General features: G+C 65.3%; 16 protein-coding genes. 7 read left to right on the forward strand and 9 right to left on the reverse strand.

From position 1 onward, the window contains the following. The first annotated feature begins 95 nt into the window (after positions 1 to 95). The gene (locus tag D3F03_RS04825; RefSeq protein ID WP_119108163.1) at positions 96 to 428 is read left to right on the forward strand and encodes a hypothetical protein; all 333 of its coding nucleotides are present in this window, start codon (positions 96 to 98) and stop codon (positions 426 to 428) included. 138 nt (positions 429 to 566) lie between these two features. On the opposite strand, the gene trhO is transcribed toward D3F03_RS04825, so the two are convergent. The 3 genes from trhO to D3F03_RS04840 form a co-directional block, all read right to left on the reverse strand. Then, positions 567 to 1,580, reverse strand: a complete 1,014-nt coding sequence (gene trhO, locus D3F03_RS04830) for an oxygen-dependent tRNA uridine(34) hydroxylase TrhO (RefSeq protein ID WP_119108164.1) — start codon at positions 1,578 to 1,580, stop codon at positions 567 to 569. Positions 1,581 to 1,919: 339 nt separating this feature from the next. Next, positions 1,920 to 4,328 carry a serine/threonine protein kinase gene (locus tag D3F03_RS04835; RefSeq protein ID WP_119108165.1) on the reverse strand — a complete coding sequence of 803 codons (2,409 nt, stop codon included), beginning with the start codon at positions 4,326 to 4,328 and terminating at the stop codon, positions 1,920 to 1,922. Between the two features lie 117 nt (positions 4,329 to 4,445). Beyond that, positions 4,446 to 6,002: a class I adenylate-forming enzyme family protein gene (locus D3F03_RS04840; RefSeq protein WP_119108580.1), complete on the reverse strand. Its 1,557-nt coding sequence runs from the start codon at positions 6,000 to 6,002 to the stop codon at positions 4,446 to 4,448. Positions 6,003 to 6,061: 59 nt separating this feature from the next. Between D3F03_RS04840 and D3F03_RS04845 the strand changes: the two genes are divergently transcribed. Both D3F03_RS04845 and D3F03_RS04850 read left to right on the forward strand, forming a co-directional pair. Next, positions 6,062 to 6,535 (forward strand): YeeE/YedE family protein, encoded by a 474-nt coding sequence (locus tag D3F03_RS04845; RefSeq protein ID WP_119108581.1) that lies wholly within the window; start codon positions 6,062 to 6,064, stop codon positions 6,533 to 6,535. Beyond that, positions 6,532 to 6,960 carry a DUF6691 family protein gene (locus D3F03_RS04850; protein ID WP_119108166.1) on the forward strand — a complete coding sequence of 143 codons (429 nt, stop codon included), beginning with the start codon at positions 6,532 to 6,534 and terminating at the stop codon, positions 6,958 to 6,960. The genes D3F03_RS04845 and D3F03_RS04850 overlap by 4 nt, the downstream gene beginning before the upstream one ends. Before the next feature lie 35 nt (positions 6,961 to 6,995). On the opposite strand, the gene D3F03_RS04855 is transcribed toward D3F03_RS04850, so the two are convergent. After that, complete coding sequence (locus D3F03_RS04855; protein ID WP_119108167.1) at positions 6,996 to 7,460, reverse strand: methyltransferase family protein; 465 nt, start codon at positions 7,458 to 7,460, stop codon at positions 6,996 to 6,998. A 144-nt stretch (positions 7,461 to 7,604) separates the two neighbouring features. Here D3F03_RS04855 and D3F03_RS04860 point away from each other — a divergent pair, with 144 nt between their 5' ends. Further along, positions 7,605 to 7,853, forward strand: a complete 249-nt coding sequence (locus D3F03_RS04860) for a hypothetical protein (RefSeq protein ID WP_119108168.1) — start codon at positions 7,605 to 7,607, stop codon at positions 7,851 to 7,853. Between the two features lie 56 nt (positions 7,854 to 7,909). After that, positions 7,910 to 8,827 carry a peptidoglycan DD-metalloendopeptidase family protein gene (locus D3F03_RS04865; RefSeq protein ID WP_245960496.1) on the forward strand — a complete coding sequence of 306 codons (918 nt, stop codon included), beginning with the start codon at positions 7,910 to 7,912 and terminating at the stop codon, positions 8,825 to 8,827. A gap of 8 nt (positions 8,828 to 8,835) precedes the next feature. Here the strand turns inward: D3F03_RS04865 and D3F03_RS04870 are convergent, their stop codons facing one another. The 5 genes from D3F03_RS04870 to D3F03_RS04890 all read right to left on the reverse strand — a co-directional run bounded on the left by D3F03_RS04870 (position 8,836) and on the right by D3F03_RS04890 (position 16,364). Then, on the reverse strand, positions 8,836 to 9,783 hold the full coding sequence (locus D3F03_RS04870) for a CBASS cGAMP-activated phospholipase (RefSeq protein ID WP_158606131.1): 948 nt from the start codon (positions 9,781 to 9,783) through the stop codon (positions 8,836 to 8,838). A gap of 84 nt (positions 9,784 to 9,867) precedes the next feature. Next, positions 9,868 to 13,812, reverse strand: a complete 3,945-nt coding sequence (locus D3F03_RS04875; protein ID WP_119108171.1) for an EAL domain-containing protein — start codon at positions 13,810 to 13,812, stop codon at positions 9,868 to 9,870. 57 nt (positions 13,813 to 13,869) lie between these two features. After that, positions 13,870 to 14,433 carry a DUF2242 domain-containing protein gene (locus tag D3F03_RS04880; RefSeq protein WP_119108582.1) on the reverse strand — a complete coding sequence of 188 codons (564 nt, stop codon included), beginning with the start codon at positions 14,431 to 14,433 and terminating at the stop codon, positions 13,870 to 13,872. Positions 14,434 to 14,500: 67 nt separating this feature from the next. Then, positions 14,501 to 15,397 (reverse strand): EamA family transporter RarD, encoded by an 897-nt coding sequence (rarD, locus tag D3F03_RS04885; protein WP_119108172.1) that lies wholly within the window; start codon positions 15,395 to 15,397, stop codon positions 14,501 to 14,503. Between the two features lie 43 nt (positions 15,398 to 15,440). Next, entirely contained in the window at positions 15,441 to 16,364 is a 924-nt protein-coding gene (locus D3F03_RS04890) for a DHH family phosphoesterase (protein ID WP_119108173.1), read from the reverse strand. A gap of 106 nt (positions 16,365 to 16,470) precedes the next feature. Between D3F03_RS04890 and D3F03_RS04895 the strand changes: the two genes are divergently transcribed. Both D3F03_RS04895 and D3F03_RS04900 read left to right on the forward strand, forming a co-directional pair. Beyond that, positions 16,471 to 16,938, forward strand: coding sequence for a tellurite resistance TerB family protein (locus D3F03_RS04895; protein ID WP_119108174.1), 468 nt, complete (start codon positions 16,471 to 16,473; stop codon positions 16,936 to 16,938). Positions 16,939 to 17,202: 264 nt separating this feature from the next. Then, on the forward strand, positions 17,203 to 18,084 hold the full coding sequence (locus D3F03_RS04900) for a DMT family transporter (RefSeq protein WP_119108175.1): 882 nt from the start codon (positions 17,203 to 17,205) through the stop codon (positions 18,082 to 18,084). Positions 18,085 to 18,089: the final 5 nt, after the last annotated feature.

Genomic DNA, 18,089 nt, shown 5'->3' on the forward strand with positions numbered 1-18,089 from the left:
TTAAAAATTCAAAATTGGTAGCTGCTTGCGCTTGCTGCGTAAGCGCTAGAGGCCGATTTGACCTAATAAATGCGCGGACGATTACACTGCGCCGCATGCCCCGCCGCCGCCGCGCCCACCACCATGTCTATGTGGTCGAACTGCACCCGGACGTGTTGCTGGAGACCAGGTTCCGCAAGAGCAACCCAGGCTATATCGACGGCAAACCTTGTGTTTACGTGGGCATGACGGGCCTGGACCCGGACGTGCGCTTCGACAAGCACAAGGCCGGCATTCAGGCCAACCGCTACGTCACGCGGTACGGCCTGCGCCTGCTGCCGGACTTGTACGAAGGCTTCAACCCCATGGGCTACGAGGACGCCGTGGACAAGGAGATCGAGGTGGGGATCGACTTGCGCTCTGCGGGGTTTGGGGTGTGGCAGGCGTGAGGGCTGGGAAGGCCGTTGCGCTTTCGGCTTGCCAGCGCCGCGCCCAAGGTTCCGGGATAGGGGTCAGAGCACGCGTTTCGCTGCGCGAAATCGTGATCCGACCCCCATGCCTGCGCTGCTCGTCTGACGCCAGCGCGCTCAATCGCCACCGTTATCGAGCGGCGACTCGCACTGCGTCTGCCCTTCACTCTTGGCGCCAGGACCGGTTTTTTCCGGCATGCGCGCACCGATGTGCGGCTGCGCCCGCTGGCGCGCCAAATCCACCTGTCTTTGCCGCTCGGCCAGGCCCGCCAACGCTTGCGCGCTGCGCGTGCCGTGGCAGTAAGGGCAACTGATGCCGCGCTCGAACAGCGGCGAGGCGATCTCGTCGGGCCCGAGCGGCCAACGGCATGAGCGGCACAGCTCATGGTGGCCGGACGCAAGGCCGTGGCTAACGGAGACTCGCTCGTCGAAGACAAAACAATCGCCGTGCCAACGGCTGTGCTCGGCCGGAACAGTTTCGAGGTATTTGAGGATGCCGCCTTCAAGGTGGTACACCTCATCGAAGCCCTGCGTGCGCAGGTAGGCGGTTGATTTTTCGCAGCGAATGCCGCCAGTGCAAAACATGGCCACGCGGGGCTTTTGACCGCCAGTGCCAGCGAGCGCACCGCCGGGCTGGGCCTCGCGCTCGACCCAACCGGGCAGTTCGGAGAAGGTTTTGGTCAGCGGGTCAATGGCGCCTTCGAAGCTGCCAATCTTCACTTCGTAGTCGTTGCGCACATCGATCAGCACCACGTCGGGCTGTTCGATCAGCGCGTTCCAGTCGGCGGGTTTGACGTAGGTGCCGGCGTTTTGCGCGGGGTTGAGCCCTGGCACGCCCAGCGTGACGATTTCGCGCTTCGGCCGCACCTTCATCCGGTAAAAAGGCAGAACCTCGGCGGTGGCTTCCTTGTGTTGCAGGCCCGCCAGCCGAGGGTCGGCGCGCAGCCAGGCCAGCACCGCGTGCACCCCCTCAGGCGAGCCGGCAATGGTGCCGTTGATACCTTCTTCTGCCAGCAGCAAGGTGCCTTTGACGCCGTGCGTATCGCAGCAGGCCTGCAGCGGCGCGACCAGTGCGGCGTAGTCGGGCAGATCGACGAATTGGTAGAGGGCGGCGGTGAGGTAGTGGGGCATGGCACGGAAATCATAGCGAGGGCATCTGGCGGCCACCGCGCTGCCCGGCCTGCGGGCCAAGCGTGCGCGCAGTGGAGTGGCTCAGCGCCCACACATCCAATACGCGTGAAAGCACCGGCGCTTCGGGTTCAAACAATAGCGGCCGAATCGTCCTCTAGGGAGCCTCTGCACGAATCGCGTGGCAAGTGGGCGCTGCGGATCGGGATGAGCTGCAAGGCGCAAATCGCAGCGATAGCCGTAGCTATGCGAGGATTTGCAACGCTGCAGATCGCCCGAGGCCGCAGATGCACACGGCGCGACGATTCGTGCAGAGGCTCCCTAGCGCTTGTACATCAAGCGCTAGCCCGACGACTGCCGAAACGCCATCACCGCCTGGTTGCGCAGGGTGCGCAGCATGGCCAGCTCTTTTTCATCGACCACCAGGCTGCCCAGCTCTGCCTTGTCGGCATAGATCATGCCGAACGCACGCCCCTTGAGCAGCAACGGCAGGATCAGAAAAGTGGGGGCGTCGACCGCCTTGCGGTACCAATCGGGCAGGCGCTCGGCGATGCGGGGTGCGCTGGCATCGCTGATGAGGGTGTCCGCCCCCTTGGCACAGATGGTGGCAAACAGGTCGGGCTTGTCACCCTCGACCGCCATCGGCACGCGAAACTGCTTGACGGCGCCCTCCACGCCCATGCCCAGCCCAAAGCGGCCCGTCAGGGTATCGTTTTTGGCGTCGCGCATGCAGAACACGATGCGGTGGAAGTCCAGCGCGCGGAACATGGTCTCCAGAATCATGCGCAGCACGTCGCTGAGCTTGAACTCTTCCACCATCGCATTGGTGATGTCCTGAATACCGGCGGCCAGGATTTCCGAGACTTGCTCGTTGCCTTGCGGGTCCGCCTCCGGCGAGGCGGGCAGTTTCTGGGTGGCCTGTAGCTCGGTCGCGGCAAGGGCATCCTGCCCCCCGGTGGACGTTGCCGGCACTGGCACTGGTGCGTCGCCGGCTCCCTGGAGCAACTGCGCCGCGCGGGAATTGGCGCGCACGGTAATGGCCATGGCCTGCGCCAACTCAACGAGCTTCTTGCGCGCCGTAGCCGTGGCAGCCTGCATAGCGTCCAGGCTCAGCCCCAGGGTTTTCTCGTAGGTCTTGGCGGCCTGGGTGAGACGTGCGTCGACGTCTCGTGGATCGGTGTGCAGCATGGCATCGGCCATGTCGTTGGCGGCGCGTGCGCTCCAGCGCAAACGTTCCAGCGCGTCGGCTGGAACCCGGCCGGGTGGCTCGCCGGGCGGCCGCACGATGCAGCGCTGGATGCTCTCGGGCAGGCCCCAGGCCTTGGCAATCCCCAGACCGAGCGCCTCGTAGGTAATGCCCAGCACACGGGTGGAGGCGACATCCTCATCGACGGGCTCGCGCGACGCGGTGACCAGCTTGCGGACATTGGCTGCCTCTTCCGGGAAGTAGAACTGCGCCAGCATGCGTCCAAGGTTCTGAAACAAAGCACCAATGAAGGCCTCTTCGCCTTCTTTGGTAGAGCGACCCATTTCGCCCGCGACCGACCCGGCCATCAGGGCACGCAGGAATTCCTCCTTGAGCAGATGCGCGTTGGATTTGTCCTGCATGTGCTCAAGCAGCACCAGGCTGAGCGCCATGTTGCGAATGTTGTTCAGGCCCACCAGGCTCACCGCGCGCGAGACCGTGCCGATGCTGGTGCCGCGTGCATAGTGCGCGCTGTTGACCAGGCGCAGCAGCTTGTTGGTCAGCGCCACATCTTTCAGGATTTCGTTGGTAACGCTGCTGACGCTTTCCTTGTCGGAAGACGCCATGCTTTGAATCTTGCCAATCGACTCGGACAGCGCCGGGAAATCGCTCTTGCTGCGCATGCGGCGCAGCAGAAATTCGAGGGTGCTGTTCTGCGTGGCGGAGCTGGGCGCTTGCGCCTCATCCGTGTGTGCGCCGGACCACTTGCGCAAGGCATCGAGAAATGCCTGTGCGCCTGCGTAGCGCTGCTGGGGATCAAAGGCCGTGGCGCGCAGCACGATGGCCCGCAGGGCATCGTCCAGCCCTTCGAGCAGCCCTGCGGGCAGCTGCAGTGGCTCGCGGGCAGCACGCTGCAGGGCTTTCATGGCATCCGTCCCGGTTCTGATGGGCTTGCCCCACAGCACTTCGGCCAGCAGGAGCCCGGCGCCATACACGTCCATCAACGGGGAAATGGCTTCGCCCCGAATCGCTTCGGGCGCCATGTAGCCGGGGCTTCCGGCCGCATCCTGCCCCTTGGCGCCTGCCTGCGCGCGGCCCATGCGGGCGGCAATGCCGAAATCCATGACTCTGGCCCGCCCATTGGTATCGAGCAGCACGTTGGAGGGCTTGAGATCGCGGTGCACCACGCCACCGGCGTGCGCTACCACCAGGGCACTGAGCACGTCCTGCAAGATGGGTACCGCCGCGTTAGCGGGGATTGCGCCTTGCCCTGCCAGGCGCTGGGCCAAGGTCTGCCCTGCCACGTATTCAAACACCAGATAGGGCTGGTGCTCGTGCACATCGGCTTCAAACACCGGCACGATGTTGGCGTGCGTCAGGCGGCTGACGCTGCGCGCTTCCTGCAGCCATTGCTGGACGGCGGATGCCTCCTGCGGGGGCACCGGTTTCATCTGCTTGATGGCGACCTCGCGCTCCAGGCGCGGGTCAAATGCCAGCCAGACCTGTGCCTGTGCCCCCTGCCCCAACATTCGCTTGAGTTCAAAACGACCGATGTGGGTTTTCATGGGAGTTGCGGCTGACCAAATATCTCTGTGAAGTATGGCATGTGCTGCGCCTCTCGCGCCCCTGCCGAAACCCTGAAAGCACTGCCGCGCCGTGGCCGGCGAACGAAGCGAATGCCGTCAGCTTCTGCCTGAAACCGCCTCGATAGATATGCGCCACTGCTCGCGCAGCGCCGTCTTTAGCACCTTGCCGTAGTTGTTCTTGGGCAGCGCCTGCACGACGCGGTAGTGCTTGGGCCGCTTGAAGCGCGCCATCTGCGCCAGGCAGTGCTGGTCGAGCGTTTCGGTGGTGGTCGCGGCGCCAGACTGCAACACCACGAAAGCGACGACCACTTCGCCCCAGGCCGGGTCCGGCGCGCCCACTACGGCCACTTCTGCCACGCCGGGGGCGGTGAGCAGGACTTCTTCCACCTCGCGCGGGTAGATGTTGGAGCCGCCGCTGATGATGAGGTCTTTGCTGCGGTCTTTGAGCGTAAGAAAGCCCTCGGCATCCAGACAGCCGACATCGCCGGTAAACAGCCAGCCACCGCGCAAGGCCGCCGCCGTGGCCTCGGGATTGCGCCAGTAGCCGGCCATGACACTGTCGCCCCGCACCAGCACCTCACCGACCTCGCCCAGCGGCAGCTCAGCGCCGTGTTCGTCGGCCACGCACAACTGCACCGGTGTCTGGGCGACGCCCACCGAAGCGAGACGCACCAGGTAGCGCGGATGCGCGGCGTCCGCCAGTTGCGCACGCGAGAGCGCGGTGGCAACCATGGGCGTTTCGCCCTGGCCATAGATCTGTACAAAGCGGGGCCCCATGACCTGGAGCGCACGCTGAATGTCCGCCACGTACATGGGCGCACCACCGTAGACAATGGTCTTGAAGGCGCGGGCGCAGGCCTCTTGGTCCAGTCCCGCCTGCTGCGCGTGGTCCACCAGGCGATTGACGATGGTGGGAGCAGCAAAGGTGGAGAGGCCGCCCAGTTCCCAGCCCAGCGCAAACAGCTCGGCCGGGTCCACCCCGCCGGACTGGGGCACCACGTGGCGCGCACCCGCCATCAAATGCGGGATGGCATACAGCCCGGCGCCGTGCGACATGGGCGCGGCGTAAACGATGGCGTCCTGCGCGGCCACCGGGTCCACGTCGATGAAGTACGTCAGCCCCATGGTCATGAGGTTGCGGTGCGTGAGCATCACGCCCTTGGGCCGGCCGGTGGTGCCGCTGGTGTAGAACAGCCAGGCGACGTCGTCCGGGGCACGCTCGGCGGTGGGCACGGCCCACGGGTCATCCACCGGCGCCAGCAAGGCGTCGGCCTCGGGCGACTCCACGTCGATTTGCCGCTCCAGCCCGGCCAGCGCCCCGGGCGCCACGTCGCCGGTCACAAAACCCCAGCGCGCCTGGGCGTTGTCCACGATCCATTCGGTTTCACGCGGGTGCAGCTTGGCGTTGACCGGTACCACCACCAGGCCGGCCCACCAGGCGGCGCACAGCACCTCCAGGTAGCGCGGGTGGTTGCGCATGAAGAGCAGCACCCGGTCGCCGGGCACCAGACCCGCGGTGCGCATGCGTCCGGCCAGCGCGGCACTGCGCGCGGCCCATTCGCCGTAGCTCGCCCAGGGCTTGCGGCCTTCGAAGATGGCGGGGCGATCGGGGGACAGGCGGGCGTGGCGCTGCAACAGGTGAATGAGGCTCATGCCAGCATTTTCCATGCTCCCCGCAGACAGCGTGCAGACCCGCCCAGATAATGCAGCCCATGGACCTGGCGCATTCCCTCTTTCCTCTGGGCTGGCAGCACTACCTGCTCGGCGGCGTACTCATTGGCACCGGCGTGGCGCTGTTGTTTGTGCTCACCGGCCTGGTGGGCGGCATGAGCACGGTGTTCTCATCCACCTGGTCGTTCGTGGTCCAGCGGCCATACTTTCAGCAAGCCAGATTCACCGATTCGCGCGGTTGGCGGTTGGTCTTTGCGCTGGGACTGGTGCTCGGCGCCTTGCTGTGGTGGCTGGTCCTTGCCCATGGCGCACCGCAAACCACGGGCCTGCCGGCATGGCGTTTGCTGCTCGGGGGTGTCCTGGTGGGCTACGGCGCGCGGCTGGGCAATGGCTGTACCTCGGGCCATGGCATTTGCGGGCTGGGCTCGCTGCAGTGGCCCTCGCTTCTGGCCGTGCTGACCTTCATGGCCACGGCCTTCCTCACCGCCAATTTGGCCGCAAGGTGGCTGGCATGAGCGCGCAACGCATGAACCTGCCGCGCTTTGTCACCGTGCTGGTGGCCGGCGCGCTGTTTGGCTTTGGCCTGGCCGTCTCTACCATGGTTCGGCCCGAAGTGGTACTGGGTTTCCTGCGCTTTCAGGATTTCGGGCTGATGCTCGTGATGGGCGGCGCCATGGGGGTCACGCTGGTCGCCTACCAGTTGGCGCCGCGCATGCTCTCGCGCCCACTGATCGGAGAGCGCTTTCACCACCACGCCAGCGTGTGGAACCGCGACACCGTGCGCGGTGCTGCCCTGTTCGGCATCGGCTGGGGCCTGTGCGGCGTCTGCCCCGGCCCGGCCATTGCGGGTCTGGGCACTGGCAACTGGACGCTCTTGTGGGCACTGGCCGGCATTGCCCTCGGCGCACTGGCCCAGGGCCTGCGCGCCAGGCACCAATAAATTGGTAAATTGGGGTCAGACCCCAGTTTTCTGCACTACAGCCACCGGCGCACCTGGCTGCGGTAGGCGGTGTAGGCGGCGCCGAAGCGCTCGGTGAGCACGCGCTCCTCCGGCAAGATCTGAAAACGTGTGATGTAGGCCGCAAACGCTGGCGGCCCGAGCAAGGCCCAGGGTGCGGCCAGGTACAGCGCCAGGCCCAGCAGGATGAACACCAGTCCGAGGTACATGGGGTTGCGCGTGATGCGGTAGATGCCTGTCGTCACGACATGCGTGCTGGTGTGCGGCGCCATGGGGTTGACGGTCGTTTTTGCCCGCCTGAAGGCGACCAGGCCCGCCAGGTCACAGCCGACGCCCACTGCAGCAAGGACCAGAGCGCCGCCTACGCGTACACCTGCCGGCAGCGCCAGTACAGGCCCGAGCCCGAGCGACGCAGACACCATGGCTGCAGCCGTAATGGCAGCGACCAGTGGCGGAGGAATTTTGAGTTCGAGGGCAGACATGAGCGGCACAACATTCAAAGGGTGGTACCCACCATGATGCAAGCTGTTCATCGGGCACACAAAGGGTATAAGGCACTTTAGCGCACTGCTCCAAGCCCGACGCGCCGGGTATGCTCCTCGTGCCGAAACCCGCACCATCCCACCATGAAAAAACTCCACGTCACCATCGAACTCGAAATGTCCGTTCCCGACGATTGGGAACTGGCCGACACCTCCGAGGGCACGCCCGTGCTCAAGCTGCCCGATGGCACCTACCTCGATCTGACCATCGAACCCCTGTTTGCCGCCAACCCGGAAGACACCTGGGCCAGCGCCGACGATGACGAAGTACTGAACGATTTGCTGGACATGGTGGACAGCGAGCTCGTGCGCTATGAATTCGTGACGCACTGAAGCACATAGCTTAGCCAGCCAGCGCCCGCGTGCGCACACTGGTAGGCTTGCCAACCATGCCTGCACTGCGCTACACCCCCGATTCATCCCCCACGCTTGGTATGCCGTCCCGTCGCTGGGCACTGGCCGGTGCGCTCGCGGTGGCGACTTGGCCGGCACTGCGGCCTGCCTGGGCAGCCCCCGCCAATCGCACTGACGGCCCGCTGCCGCGCACGCTGCAGGTGCCCGGCGGCGTGGCGCGCCTGGCGCTCGGTCCGGCGGCTGCACGCCCACGCGCCTTCACGGCTGCCACGGACGGTGCCAGCGAGGTGCCTTTGCTGGTGCTGGGGGACCCCAGGGGCTGGACGGCAGTGCTGGGCATTGCCCTCTTGGCCAGTACCGGCGCGGCGCAGATCCGCGTGGAGGACGCAGGCGGCAGCAGCCGGACCATTGCCTACACCATCGCGCCCAAGCAGTACCGCGAGCAGCGGCTGACGGTGGCACCGCGCACGGTGGATTTGTCACCCGAGGACGAAGCCCGCTGGGAACGCGAGCGCGCGCACCAGGCCGGTGTGATGGCCACGTTCAGCACGCCGCTGCCGCGCAGCCTGGCCTTGCAAGTGCCGGTGCCGGGCCGGCGCTCCAGCTCATTTGGGCTGCGCCGGGTGTTCAATGGCCAGGCGCGCAATCCGCACAGCGGCATGGACATCGCTGCCGCTACCGGAACGCCGGTGCTAGCGCCGCTCCCGGCACGCGTCATCGACACGGGCAACTACTTTTTCAACGGCAACACCGTGTGGCTGGACCATGGAGGCGGCCTGCTCACCATGGACTGCCACCTGAGCGCCATCGACGTGCAAGTGGGAGACACCGTGGACGCAGGTCAGCGTGTGGGCGCTGTCGGCGCCACCGGCCGCGTGACGGGGCCACACCTGCATTGGGGCGTGATGCTCAACCGCTGCATGGTGGACCCTGCGCTGTTTCTGCCAGCTTGACGCGGGCATCAGAGAAACATCGCCAGGCGATCCCGGTCCAGCTCGCTCAGGGTTTTCTGCCCCAGTGCCATCAGGGTCTTGGTGGCTTCTGGCGTGGCAACGTCAATCCCCAGGCCTGCCTGCGCCGGCCAGTGCGCGTCGATGCGCAGGTAGCGCTCTTCCAACAGGTCTTCCATGACTGCCTCCACATGCTGCTGCTGCACCGAGATCAGGGTCAGGATCAAACGCCCCTCGCTTAGCCAACCGACAGCTCCGGCGTCGGCCTCCACATTGTCGGCGGGCTGGTAGCCCATGGTGGCGGTGCCTACGGCGAGCATGCGCACCTTGGCCTGCTTGGCGCCCATGAAGTGCTGCGCCTCGTGCAGCGCCACCTGATCTGGCGCCACGGCAAAAAGCCCGCCATCGGCGTACAAGCGCTCTCCCACCTTGACGCACGGAAAATACGCCGGCGCAGCGCAGGTGGCGAGTGTCACGTCTACCGCGGACAGTGCCTCGTCGCCCAGAGAGCCCTGGGTATGGGGCGTCTTGAACACCTTGGTGACACTGCGGCTGACGTCCACCGCCGGAACCACCACGGCGTGTTGGGCGTCGCCCATGGTGCGGTCGCCAAAATGTTTCGCCAGTTCGCGCCGCAGGGCTTCTCCGGTGTACTTGGGGCCAAGCACCGAACGCGTCATGTCCAGCAAGCGCGTGACCGTGCCACCGGGCAGGCGGCGTGAGGAAAACACCTCTTCACCACGCTCGACAAAGAGCCGCACGATCTGCGCCATCGGCACTTCGAAGGCCAAGGCCATCGCCAGCAGGCCGCCAACGGAAGTGCCGGCAATCAGGTCAAAACGCCGGCCCAGCGGTTCCCCCACCCGGGCTTCCAGGTCAGCAAGAACCACGGCGGTATACAGGCCCAGATACCCTCCCCCGCTGAGCGATAGGATGCGAAATTCGTTGGGGCTGGTCATGCTGGGCATTGCGGGCGGGGCACAAAAAAGAACAGCGCTTGCTTCGCCCGGACAAAGTCTTGGGCACTGCTGCGTCTGGCAGGGTCAGGTCCGCGTGGAATTTCGACCTGAAACTACCTCAGGGCCGCCCTCACGCGCAAACATCCAGTCGGTCACGGCCTGCTCAGGCATGGGGCGGGCGAAATGGTAACCCTGCGCTTCATGGCAGTGGTAGAGGCCCAGGATGCGCGCGACCTCCTCACTCTCGACACCTTCGGCAATGACGCGCAGTTTCAGGCTGCGCGCCATGCTGATAATGGCGCGCACGATGGCAGCGTCTTCCGGATCGCTGACGATGTCGCGCACGAAGGATTGGTCGATCTTGAGCTTGTCCACCGAAAAACGGCGCAGGTAGGCCAGGCTCGAATACCCGGTGCCGAAGTCATCGATCGACAGGCACACCCCCAGCGCCTTGAGGCGGCGCACCGTCTCCAGGTTGTGGTCGGCGTCGTCGAGCAGCAGCGATTCGGTCAGTTCCAGCTCCAGCCGGCCGGGGTCCAGGCCCGATTCCTCCAGCGCCTGCGTGACGCTGGCCAGCAGGTCGCCGCGCTTGAACTGCACGACCGAGAGGTTGACTGCCATGGTCAACTCGGGCAGGCCCGCCTGCTGCCAGCGCATGGCCTGCGCGCAGGCTTCGCGCAGCACCCACTCACCAATTGGCACGATCTGGCCGCTGTCTTCGGCCGCCGGGATGAAACGGCCGGGCGGAATCAGCTCGCCGTCGCTGCGCTGCCAACGCAGCAAAGCTTCAAAACCCACCACCACCCCGCTCGCCAGGTCGATCTGCGGTTGGTAATGCAGCACAAATTCCCGCTGGTCCAGCGCCCAGTGCAGGGCCGAGCGCATCTTGAGGTTTTCCAGCGCCTGGACATTCATCTCACCGGTGTAGAACACGTAGGTGTTGCGTCCGGCGTCCTTGGCGCGGTACATCGCCGTGTCGGCACGTTGCAGCAGGGTATCGAAGTCGGCCCCATCGTCGGGCCAGAGTGCAATGCCCATGGAGAGCGTCGCCGCCAGCTCGTGGCCTTCAATATGAAAAGGTCGGGCGAGCGCTTCGATCACCTTGTCGGCAATGCGCCCGACCGATTCCACGTCCTGCACGTCGGTAAGCGCAATCAGGAACTCATCGCCGCCCTGGCGGCTGATGGTGTCGGTGTCGCGCAAGGTGGTGGTGAGCCGCTCGGCCACCTGCTGCAGCAGCAGGTCTCCCACCGGGTGGCCCAAGGTGTCGTTGATGGTCTTGAAATGGTCCAGGTCCAGGTACATCAGTGCCAGCTTGCTGCCACTGCGTTCGGACCATGCCTTGGCCAGGTCAAACCTGTCGCGAAACAACACGCGGTTGGGCAAATGGGTGAGCGGGTCGTGGTGCGCCAGAAATTCAATGCGGGCGGCATTTTCCTTGCGTTCGGTAATGTCCTGCACAAAGACAACCACGTGCTGCTCTTCGTCGACCTCAATGAGTTCCGCCGACAGGCTGACCTGCCGGTGCTCGCCACTCTTGCAGACCCATACGGCCTCGAACTCCAAGGTGGAGCCTTTGCGCCGCAATTCCTCGCGCCAAGCCTCGCGCACCCCCAGATCGGCCCACAAACCCACCTCCAAGATGGTGCGCCCCACCAGCTCGGCAGGCGACCAGCCGAACCAGGTGGTGTAGCGATCGTTCACTTCCACGAACATGCCATCGCGTACGCGTGAAATGGAGGCGGCCAGCGGGCTGGCGCGGAAAGCCACCTTGAAGCGCATCTCGCTCTCGCGCAGGCTGGTGATGTCCTGGAGTGCTCCGCCCAATGAGAGCGGCTGACCTTCGCCGTCGCGCTGCACGCTGCCGCTGGCAAAGCCAACGCTGAGGCTGCCGTCGACACGGCGAAAGCGAAACTCGATTTCGTAGGCGGCGTCACCCGCCAGCGCATCGTCCACGGCCTTGCGCACCCGCGACCGGTCCGCAGGCTCGACATGGCTGAGAAAACCCTCGAAACTTGGTTTCACTTGGCCCGGCGCATAGCCAAAGCAGGCAAAGGTTTCGTCGCTCCAGTGCAACTCCTGGCTGACGATGTTCCATTCCCAGTGCCCCACGCGTGCAATGCGGGCTGCTTCGCGCATGCCGCGCCGGGCTTCCTGCATCTCGGTGATGTCATGGAACAGCTCCAGCTTGCTGATGCTGCCGTCCGCATTCTTCAGCGGAATGTCAAAAAGATCGTAGGTGCGCCCCTTGGGAGACACCCATTGCCATTGCACCATCTTGCCGGCGAGCACCTCGGGGTTCTTGCACCAAGTGCATGGCGAGGCATTCTGGTGAAAATAATCGTGGCACTTGCGCCCCATCACGTCGCCAAATTCGCGCTGCAGCGCTGGGTTGATGTATTCGATCTCGTACTCGGCATTGACGATGTACACCCCGTCGGGCAATGCCTCCAGAATATCGAGCAGGCGCTGGCGCTCGGCGGCGAGCTTTTCTGCAAGCGACTCGATGTGCTTGATCTTGCTGATTTCGGTCCAGGTCAGGACCACTCCATCGCCCTGGCGGTCGGCGTTGAAAATGGGCAGCATGCGCTCGAACACCCAGCGCCCGTCGGGCAGCATGGCTTCGCGCTCTACGCGCTGTTCGCCGCTGGCGCAGCGGCGCAGATCGTCCAGGAATGCCTCCTGCGCACCCAGGCGGTAGCGGATATCCCCCACCGAGCGGCCGATGTCACTGGCCCGCAGCGCCAGGAAGTCGTTCACGCCGGGACTGAAGCGCCGTACGCACAGGTTCATGTCAAGGAAGACGGTGCCAATCTCGGTGCTGTCAAGCAGGTGGTCGTAATCGCGGTTGAGGGCATCGAGTTCGTCGTTGCGCTTCTCCAGTTCCGTATTGAGTGCGTACAAGTCCTCGTTCACGGATTTGAGCTCTTCATTGGTGCTCTGCAGCTCCTCGTTGGACGCCGTGAGTTCCTCGTTGCCCAGGTCCAGGCGCTCGTGGCTGGCTTGCAGTTCCAGCACCATCTCGTGCAGGCGCTCGCGCGTCGCGTCCAGCTCGGCTGCCAGCCCTTCAGGCGTTTGCGCGGACTCCAAAGGCGGCATGGACGGAATCGCCGGAACCGCCTGGGCATTGACCGTGTGGGCGTCAAAATTGCGGTGCAGCACCGCCGGTTGTTTGCGAAACAGCTTGTGCGTGCGGTCCACGACCGAAAACGCGCTGGACTCAAACGCGCCGACGTTCTCGCTGGCACCCAGCAGCAGAAGACCCTGTTGCTTGAGCGCGAAATGCAACTGCGACAAAGCCCGGAACTGCGCCTCGGGCTTGAGGTAAATCAGCAAATTGCGGCACAGCGCCAGATCAATGTTGGTGAATGGTGGATCTGAGAGCAGGTTGTGGCGGGCAAACACCAGGTGGCGGCGCAGGCTGGTATCAGCGCGCAGGCTGCCTGCAGAGTCGGCCTGCAGGAAGCGGCGCTGCAAGTCCTCCGGCACCGAGGCGAGGGCGTCGGCGGCGTAGCGCCCGCGCGAGGCCTGTGCCAGAACTTCTGGCGCCAGATCGGTGGCGAAGACCTTCACATTGCCATGAAACCCCAGGCGCCCTGCGGCGTCGAGGGCCAGCATGGCGATCGAATACGCCTCTTCGCCGCTGGCGCAGCCGGCACACCAGATGCGCAGATCCTCGCCCGGGTTGCGCCCGCGCAGCAAATCCGGCAGCACTGCGCTGGCCAGTTGCTCGAACACCTCGGGGTCGCGGAAAAACTCGGTGACGTTCACCAGCAGCTCGGCGCTGAGCACTTCGCGCTCAGCAGCCTGCTGGTGCAGGAGATCGAGATAGTCACTGGGGTTTTCAACGCCCAGCCGGACCATGCGCTGGCGCACCCGGCGGGTCAGCGTAGTCGTCTTGTAGCCGGCAAAATCGATCCCGCAGAGCCGCCGCAGCAGATCGAGCATCTCGCCCAACTGGGGCAAAGACTCTTCTACCGCCTCGGTCCACTGTCCAGAATCTTCGGGCTGAGGCTCAGGCACGTCCATCCGGCCATTATGGCGGGCCTGGGGCCCAGCTTTCCAGGCCTGCGGACCATGGAAACCCTATTTCGCCTCGGCAGCGGGTTCATCCACGGGATCATCCCGCAGGTAGCCTTTGACGATGTCAAAGAAACTGTCGTAGAACTTTTCCGAATTGATGGTCTGGCTCCCCACTTTCACCAGGGACTCGCTGCCCGCCATGAACGGCAGCGAGAGCGAGCCAAGGGCCGGCACGCCAAGGCTGGCAGAGTTGTTGGCCTTCTTGACGGTATAGCTGTCCTGCAGCGCCGTCACGAAGCCCAGTGAGACACTGCCCTGGCCGCCATCGGGCACGCAGACCACGCGGATGGTCATCTGCATATGCGACTCGGCGTCCGGCTGGAAGCTCTTGCTGCCTTCGACCAGATCGGGCCTGGCGACATTGACGAAATAGCCCTGGCTGAGCAAGGCACGCCGCCCAGCCTCGCAGGTGCGCGCTGGCGTGGCATCGAACAGGCGCGAATGCATGTTGCCCGAACCAAAGCGCTCCTGCGTGGCAGCGCTGTGCCCCGGAGAGCCACAACCGGCCAGCAAGACCGCGCACAGGAGAGCCGCTAGCGCGGCACGCAATTGAACAAAGAAAGCCATGTCAAACCGCAAAAAACGCTTCAAAGAATAGCAACAAACCTAGATCCAATAAGCGCTGATGGCATTTTTAATCCATATTCTTCGTAAGCACTTGTGCACGCAGCATCGTGCGCAGCGCATCCGCCACCAGCACACCGACAGCCGCGAACACCAGGCCATACAGCAGCCACTGCCCCGGCGCCAGGCGCTCGCCCAGCCACCATGCGACCAACGCCAGCAGCACAGGTTCCACGTAAGTCAGCAAGCCAAACAGCCCCATGGGCAACAGGCCGCTGGCAGCCATGTAGAGCGCCAGCGCCACCGCGCTGAGCACGCCGACCAGCAACACCAGCGCGGCCAGGGCGCCATCGCCCGCCACCGTGGGCACGGTGGACGGCGCACGCAACACGAACCACGCCGCCACGGGCAGGGCCAGGGCCATGTCCACCCAGTGGCCGCCGAGCTGCTCGGTGCGCAGGCGCCGGCGCAGGGCGAAGTACAGCGGGTAGCCCAGCGCCACCAGCCAGGTCTCCCAGGACACACCGCCGGCCCGCAGCAGTTCCGCCCCCACGCCAGCGCTTGCCAGCACCGTCGCCAGCTTGTGCGGGCCCGAGAGGCGCTCGCGGTACAGCACCCGGCCGACCAGCACCATCACCAGCGGCAGCAGAAAGTAGCCCAGTGACACCGGCAGCGCGCGGCCGGCCATGGGCGCCCACATGAACAGCCACAGCTGCACACCGACCATGGCGGCGCTCAGCAGCAGCGCCACGCCCAGCAGGGGCCGGGCGCGCACCCGCGCTGCAATGGCGCGCACCTGGCACCATTCGCCGCGCCAGAGCAGCAGCACGGTGGTGAACGGCAGTGTCGCGATCATGCGCCAGCCAAAAATCTGCTCGCCCGTCAGAGGTTTCAGAGACGGCGATATCCAGTAGATGACACCAAACAGCACCGACGCCAGCACCGACGCCATGACACCCTTCAGCATGGTGCGCCTCTACCGGCCAGCGCTTGCCCTGCCAGCCTGGCCATCACAGCCCGGCCGCGTCGAAGCGCCCACCCAGCAGCTCGGGCAGGCGTGCAGCGCTGGTCTTGAAACCGCAAGCCTGCGCGTGCCCACCGCCGCCCATGCTTTGCGCCAGCGGGATGCAGTCGTAGCCCCGCTGCGAGCGCAGCCCCACCTTGACCACGCCGCCCTTGCCCGCCGTCCACATCAAGGCAAACGTGCCCGAGCGGCGCGAGAGCAGCTCGCCCACCAGGCTGTGGAACACGCCGGGCGCGTTCACCATCAAGCCCGCCTCGCCGTTGAACACCAGCGGCTCGGCGCCTTCGGCAATGTCGGCGGCCAACTTGCTGAATTTCTCGTCCATGGCCTGGCCGCGCGCCATGAACTGCGCACTCTGCTGCGGCGTGAACGCGGCCAACTCGCTCCAGCGCGCCAGCTCCTGCGGTTCCATGTCGAGGGCGGCGAGGTAGGCCGGGCTTTCGGGGAACTGCCAGTTCCACAGGTCGCGGTCTTCGACGTAGCGCACCAGGTCGGGCACGGGCGCCTCAGGCAAAAAGAACTCCCAGGCCAGGCGCGCGCCGGATTTGGCCATGTCGAAGTGCACCACGCCGCAGCGGCAGGCAAAACCGTCCAGCGCGTCGGCGGCGCTCTTGTGGTGGTCGAGCAGCACCAGCCGCGCGGCGCGCTCGTCGATGGCGCGCAGAAGCTCGGCCGGGAAGGAAAAATCGAGGATGTAGACCGCGCGGCCGTCGATTGCCGGCAGGTCGGCGAGGGTTTTCACCTCGCCATGGTCCAGCCCGCGCAGTTCGACCTGGCCGCCATAGAAGCGCCAGGCAGCAAGCGCCGCGGCAAAGCCGTCGGGGCAGTTGCGGCCGTGGTAGAGCACCAGAGGCGCAGGGTCGTCGTGGCGCGGCGCCACCAGAAGTTGCAAAGGGAGTATCGTTTTCATGACCCTTCGATTGTCGCCCGCCACCTGAAATACAGGGCAGGGAACCTTGCCGCGCCAGGACGGATCAAGCCCATTTCTGCCCCTTTTCGCTACCTCGCACCCGCCCATGTTCCAGAGCTTCAAGGATTTTCTCGCCGACATTACCGGCTCCGCTGCAGCGCCCACTCCCGAGGAGCGCGCGCAGCGGGTGCAGTTGGCAACGGCGGTTCTACTGGTGGAAGTGGTGCGTGCCGATGGCAGCATGGATGCCAAGGAGCGCGCGGTCGCGCTCGCCGCACTGCACCAACGCTTTGACCTCACGCCCCAGGCGCTGGACGAACTGCTGACACATGCCCAGGACAGCTCGCAAACCGCCTACGACTACCAGCAGTTCACCGGCCGCATCAACGACGCCTTCAGCCACGACGACAAGGTGCGCCTGGTCGAGGCGCTGTGGCAGGTGGCCTATGCCGACGCGCATGTCGATGCCAACGAGAACCACACCATCAGCAAGATCGCCGGGCTGCTGTACGTGACGCACGGCGAATACATCGCCGCCAAGATGCGCGCCAAGGCGGCAGCGCATATCGAGTAGCGAATATCTAAAACAATAGCTGCAGACGCTTCATGCGTAGGCGCTGCCGGCCATTTTGATTGATTTTTTGCACTGGGTCAGGTATCGGCAAACGCTGGCGGCCAGCAGCACCTCAGAACGCAGCCACGGATTTGAAGCCTACCCGCGCGGGACAGGCCATACCTCGGCGCCTGCGCTACATTGCGTGCACCCCAAAACGCCATCGAAGGCTCGTGCCCTGGCACTTCTGGCGCTGGCACGCACGCCCACGGTCCCATCTTCTTGATGTCTCAGCCCATCCACGGCCACGGCAACCTGCGCGGCGTGCTCGCCATGCTGGCCGCCGTCGGCTGCTTTTCGCTGATGGACGCGCTGCTGAAAACCCTGGCAGGCCATTACCCGCCCATGCAGGTAGCCGCGCTGCGCGGGCTTGCCGCCTTGCCGCTCGTGCTGGCGTACGTTCTCTGGCAGCGCCAAGCGCATACCCTGCTGCAAGCCCGTTGGCGGCTGCACCTGCTGCGCGGCATGCTGGTGGTGGTGATGCTGGCACTGTTCACATACGGGCTGCAGAGCCTGGGGTTGGCCGAGGCCTACACGCTGTTTTTCATTGCCCCGCTGCTGATCACGGCACTTTCTGCCCCGGTGCTGGGCGAGCGCGTGCGGGCCAGCCACTGGCTGGCCATTGGCCTGGGCTTGCTCGGCGTGCTGGTAGCGCTTCGGCCCGAGCAGAGCGCGATGCTGACACTGGGCGGCCTCGCGGTGCTGGCGGCAGCGGCCTGCTACGCTGTATCCGCGGTGGCCGGCCGTGTGCTGACGCGCACCGATTCCAGCGCCACCATCGTCTTCTGGACCACCACCATGCTGGCCATCGGCGCCGGCATCCTGGCGTTGCCTGGCTGGGTGGCCGTGTCAAGGGAGCACTGGCCTCTGGTCGCGGGCCTTGCCGTGACCGGTTTCCTCGGACAGACCGCCATTACCGAGGCCTTCCGCCATGGCCAGGCCGCCGTGATTGCGCCTTTTGAATACACGGCGCTCGCCTGGGGCGTAGGACTCGACTGGCTGCTGTGGCAGGCACTGCCCGACGGCGCCACGCTGCTGGGCGGCGCGATCATCATCGGCAGCGGCATCTACCTGGTGCACGGCGAGCAGCGGCGCGCGCCGACATGACCGAA

The organism is Simplicispira hankyongi, from assembly GCF_003570885.1.
In the GTDB taxonomy this organism is placed as follows: domain Bacteria; phylum Pseudomonadota; class Gammaproteobacteria; order Burkholderiales; family Burkholderiaceae_C; genus Simplicispira; species Simplicispira hankyongi.